This window comes from Arsenophonus sp. ENCA (assembly GCF_002287155.1).
Classification (GTDB): domain Bacteria; phylum Pseudomonadota; class Gammaproteobacteria; order Enterobacterales; family Enterobacteriaceae; genus Arsenophonus; species Arsenophonus nilaparvatae.
Genome location: NZ_NHNG01000471.1, coordinates 1 through 5,165 on the forward strand (window position 1 = coordinate 1; position 5,165 = coordinate 5,165).

The 5,165-nt window shown below is 34.4% G+C and carries 5 protein-coding genes and 1 pseudogene; 5 read left to right on the plus strand and 1 reads right to left on the minus strand.

Features of this window, described 5'->3' with window-relative positions; translation table 11 throughout:
• Positions 1–199 precede the first annotated feature (199 nt).
• From CBG25_RS12165 to CBG25_RS12175, 3 genes are all read left to right on the plus strand, one after another.
• Positions 200–637 carry a universal stress protein gene (locus tag CBG25_RS12165; protein ID WP_290606914.1) on the plus strand — a complete coding sequence of 146 codons (438 nt, stop codon included), beginning with the start codon at positions 200–202 and terminating at the stop codon, positions 635–637.
• 237 nt (positions 638–874) lie between these two features.
• A complete protein-coding gene (locus CBG25_RS12170; RefSeq protein WP_290606915.1) occupies positions 875–1,672 on the plus strand; it encodes a threonine/serine exporter ThrE family protein in 798 nt (265 codons plus the stop codon).
• Positions 1,663–2,133 (plus strand): threonine/serine exporter, encoded by a 471-nt coding sequence (locus tag CBG25_RS12175; protein WP_290606916.1) that lies wholly within the window; start codon positions 1,663–1,665, stop codon positions 2,131–2,133. The genes CBG25_RS12170 and CBG25_RS12175 overlap by 10 nt, the downstream gene beginning before the upstream one ends.
• Here CBG25_RS12175 and CBG25_RS12180 read toward each other — a convergent pair.
• Positions 2,130–2,306 (minus strand): hypothetical protein, encoded by a 177-nt coding sequence (locus tag CBG25_RS12180; protein WP_187290960.1) that lies wholly within the window; start codon positions 2,304–2,306, stop codon positions 2,130–2,132. The genes CBG25_RS12175 and CBG25_RS12180 overlap by 4 nt on opposite strands.
• A gap of 216 nt (positions 2,307–2,522) precedes the next feature.
• Between CBG25_RS12180 and CBG25_RS12185 the strand changes: the two are divergent.
• Together CBG25_RS12185 and phoH are read left to right on the plus strand one after the other, a co-directional pair.
• Positions 2,523–3,522 (plus strand): annotated as a pseudogene (locus CBG25_RS12185) (endonuclease).
• 457 nt (positions 3,523–3,979) lie between these two features.
• Complete coding sequence (gene phoH / locus CBG25_RS12190) at positions 3,980–4,771, plus strand: phosphate starvation-inducible protein PhoH (RefSeq protein ID WP_290606919.1); 792 nt, start codon at positions 3,980–3,982, stop codon at positions 4,769–4,771.
• Positions 4,772–5,165 lie beyond the last annotated feature (394 nt).

Here is a 5,165-nt window from a genome sequence, read left to right on the forward strand (position 1 = left end):
ACTTGTCGATCGTCTGTTGGTGATACTGGTTTGCAAAGAGGTCATTCTTAATGGCGCTGCGTTTCTTCATGGTGGTTAGCTCAGTAGACCAGCTTCCGATAACTTTATCAGCAAAATCAAACTCGGCTTAGGTTTTTCGAGGTGCCCATTAATGATAAAGGAAACCAAGATTTAGTGCTTATCGTTTGAAGGAGTAAATATGTATAAAGTAATTCTCGTTCCAATTGATATCTCAGAAAAAGAACTAATAAAAAAAGCACTTAAACATGCGCTGTATATTGCTAGATTATCTGATGCTAAATTGCATTTCTTGCATGTTGCCCCTGATATGTCTCGTTATTCAATGAGTTATAGTTATCATTATGATTTATTAGCTAATTTTGCCAAGAAAACGATCGAAAGTTCAGAAAAGGAATTAAAACAAATAGTTAAGCACATTGATTATCCTAAAGAAAAAATTTCTTACTCGGTGGAAATGGGGTCACCTAGAGATAAAGTTTTATCAGAAGCAGAAAAAATAGGCGCTGATTTGATAGTAGTTGGCTCCCGTCGACCCAATATTGCCACGCATTTGCTAGGTTCGAATGCTTCGGCTATTGTTTCTAATGCGCCGATTTCGATATTGATAGTTCGGTAGCTAATATTATTATAATGCAAAAAATTAATTAATTTACCTGTTTTTTTTAGTTAAGTTAATTATATTAAATGAAAAAAAGGTAGTAATTATTTCGTTGTTGTAAATCAGATTATTTATGAAAAGTATTGCTAATTTTGCTTTAAAAAGAGCGCTATTAATTATGTTGTCTGCTACTGAGCAATAACTTAATTGCTATCATTACTATTAATAAAATTCTGCAGGTGTATAGGCTACAAAATGGAATATATTGAATCTAATTATCATACTGAAACAGAAAGGCAGAGAAAAATTACTCGCCTTTGTATTCAATGTGCTCAGCTTCTTTTTCAACACGGCGCTGAAAGTATGTTAGTGGAACAATTATCAACCCGATTAGGTATTGCCTTAGGCGTGGATCAAGTTGATAGCGCAATATCTTCTAATGCGATTGTTTTGACAACCGTAATTAACGGTCGCTGTATGACGTCAACCCGTAAAAATATTGATCATGGCATAAATATGCATGTGGTGACTAAGGTTCAGCACACGGTGATATTGGCTGAATATAAATTGTTAGATTGCGATAAGGTTCAGCAATGTCTGGCTGAAATAAAATCACTACGTTATCCTCGTTGGTTACTAGTGCTTATGATCGGATTATCTTGTGGCTGTTTTTGTAAGCTGAATGGGGGTGGCTGGGATGGTTGTTTTGTCACTTTTATTGCCAGCGGTTGTGCAATGTACATTCGACAAATTCTTACAGCTCAATATATGAATCCATTAATTAATTTTTGTATTACCGCCTTTGTGGCTACTACAGTATCTGGTTTTGTATTAAATATTCCTTATTTTTCCAATGCATCGACGATTTCAGTGGCAGCCAGTGTTTTACTGTTAGTTCCTGGATTTCCATTAATTAATTCTGTGGCAGATATGTTTAAAGGTCATATTAATACTGGATTAGCGCGTTGGGCAATGGCGAGTTTGCTGACATTATCGACTTGTATCGGTATAACCATGGCTATGGCGGTTTGGGGATTAAGAAATTGGGCATAATATTTTTACTCACCTTAATTGAAAAAATGTTACTAGCAGCCATACCTGCAGCCGGTTTTGCCATGGTCTTTAATGTGCCAGTACGGGCGTTAAAATATTGTGCTTTGCTGGGGGCTATTGGTTATGGTTTTTGTATGATACTAATGGAAATGAGCTTTAGCATTGAATGGGCAAGTTTTTGTGCGGCAATTTTAATTGGCATTATAGGTATTCAATGGTCACGCTGGTGGTTGGCGCATCCCAAAGTGTTTACTGTTGCAGCGATTATTCCTATGTTTCCAGGTATAAGTGCTTATATCGCGATGATATCGTTAGTAAAAATTGCTCATTTGGGCTATAACGCGGAGTTACTTGAAACATTAGTAACACATTTTATTAAAACCTTATTTATTGTCGGTGCTCTATCGGTTGGTTTATCTATTCCTGGACTATGGTTATATCGTAAGCGTCCACGAGTTTAATCTTGTATTGAATTTAAGGTAATATCAAATTGTTGCTCGCCGGATATTATAATTTGAATATTAAGTTCTTCTTCTGAATATTTAGCAATAATGACCTTAACATCATTTTCTTGAGCATGTTTTTTTGTCACATCAATTAATTCTTCTTTTAAATGTTTTATTAATGTATTCATTTTATTTCCTAAATGAAAATTAAATTTTATTTTTAAATAACCTATTTTAAATAGTTAGTTATATTTTTATACAAAAAAAAAGATAAGGTTTTTATAGATATTCATCGTATAAAATAAGAAAATAAAATTAAATTTTTTCACACAGTTGTCGATAATAATGAAAAAATTATATGACTAAAATAGTCGATTTATTTATTAATTTTAACCAGGATGTTAATTTTGAAATTAATACATTTTTTAACGGTAATAATTACCGTGATGGTGGTTTTTTGTGCGCCATTTAATTTATTGGCAACACCGATTAGTTTTGATGAAGCAAAAAAAATTGCCCGTAATGAAATTTACTTTGATCAAACCAGCGGAAATCAAGGAACGCTCTATTGTGGATGTCAATGGCAATGGATGGGTAAAAGTGGTGGTAGGGTAGATTTAACTAGCTGTGGTTATCAAGTAAGAAAACAAATAAATAGAGCACAGCGAATAGAGTGGGAACATATTGTGCCAGCATGGGTATTTGGTCATCAGCGCCAATGTTGGCAAAAAGGGGGGACGAAAGAATTGTGTCATGACAGATCCTGTTTTTCGTGCCATCGAAGCCGATCTATATAATATTGCGCCTTCTATTGGTGAAGTAAATGGTGATAGAAGCAATTTTAATTATGGTCAACTAGCCTCGTCAGTTTTATCGCCTTATGGCCAATGCCAAAGCCGGGTGGATTTTAAAAACCGTATTTTTGAGCCTAGAAATGAAGTAAAAGGCCAGGTTGCTCGTGTAATGTTCTATATGTATGACCGATATAATCTTACTATGTCAAAGCAACAACAACAGCTATTAATGGCCTGGGATCGACAATTTCCGGTTAATCGTTGGGAAAAGTTGCAAAATGAGCGAATTGGCAAAATTACCGGGCACTATAACCCGTTTGTAACCGGTGAATTAACCTGGCAATTAGGCCATAGAAATCAGGCGGCCGGTTTGTCAGTTGCAACTGCTGAAATAGAAAAAAAAGCAATTAAAACAAAAAGTAATATTTCTGCTATGGCGCGCAATTATCTTACCGCTGCGATTAAAGGTAATCAAATTAGCCAAATATACCACTTTTCTCATTGTCAGGGATATAAGGTTTTATCAGCCAAAAATAGTATTGTTTTTGAAAATGAGCAGGCCGCTATTGCTGCGGGTTATCGATTAGCTAAAAATTGCCCGCGACAATAAAAAAACAGTTATTATCAAACAAATAGCATATTATCAAGTTGTTCAAATTAACTGCGGTTATTAATAAATTATCAGGTGACTTGAGGTAATTGTTTGCGTAATAAAGTTGACAGGCAAGCAATAATCGACAATATTTTTTGTATCAGAGATGTTAAAATATTTTTATAGTCAATTAATGGATATAAAATAATATTAAGCTCTTGAGGATGTTTTATAGTCGTAGTTCTGTGTTTGATGATGTTCAGCATAGGGGATATAGATGATAAAATGTTTAAAATATACTCTTCAGTCATTAACCGGTTATAAGTTATCCATAACATACAAGATGGAGAAATTTGTAACCGGTTTTTTCATCCAAATCATAAAATTGGAGACAATCCTCTGTTTTAAATAGCTTTTTTGTGTAGATATTCAAATATTATTACCATCGACATATAGACTATCGAAAGGTAAAACTATGAGTAGACAGAAAGCTGCAACAAGAGCACGCCGAGAATTAAGAAGATCTTTAAGAAAAGAGAGTCGCTCATCTCGTTTAAAAGAGATCAACAATGTGGCATCTTTTGCTGATTTTACAGGTATTGAAACCATTGGTATGGCATGTGAAACTCGTGATCGTTCCCCCATTATTCCTCGCAGTGAAGCACAAAGAAAATATATTGAAGCTATTAAGTGGCAAAAATTGATTTTGGCAAATGGTGAAGCAGGATGCGGTAAAACATTTATTAGTTCTGCAATGGCTGCTGATGCTCTCATTAACAAAGAAATCAATAAAATTATTGTAACTCGCCCGGTTCTGCAAGCAGAGGAGGATTTAGGTTTCTTACCGGGTGATATGGCAGAGAAATTCGCACCTTTCTTTCGGCCGGTATATGATATTTTAGCCAAAAGATTGGGACACTCTTTTCTACAATACTGTCTACGGCCAGAAATAGGCAAAGTAGAAATTGCACCTTTTGCTTACATGCGTGGCCGAACCTTTGAAAACGCGTTTGTGATACTGGATGAAGCCCAAAATGTGACGGCTAATCAAATGAAAATGTTTTTAACTCGCTTAGGAGAAAATGAGACTGTCGTCGTCAATGGCGATGTTTCCCAATGTGACTTGCCGTTAAGGATTATGTCTGGTCTGGAAGATGCGTTACGACGCTTTGATTGTGACGATTTGGTTACCATCGTGAAATTTACCATTGGTGATTGTGTCCGCTCTGAACTCTGCCACAAGGCCTTATTAGCCTACGAGCTTTGATAAACAATTATTGTTAATTTGAATAGCGCTCAGATGATCTGAGCGCTATTTATTTGGCTTGCAAACAGCAACGATTTAATTTATTAGACATAAAATTATTAAAATTATATTTAATTTTAGGAATAAAAATTAAACAGCATTAATTAAATTTAACATATTGAATTAAAAATAAAAAATAATCATTAATATTTTGATTGCTAATTAAATTATTGATTACTATATATTGCCTATTGAATTTTTCCTTTCTATAAACTAGTTGCTGAATAGAGACTTGCATTTTTTGTCACGCTATTGAGAATAAAAAGAGGTTTAACTTAGAGAATAAAGGTTTGAAATGATCAACAAAGAGCGGCTGTTACGAGATAATCGTTTATGTAAAGCAATCATTGGATTA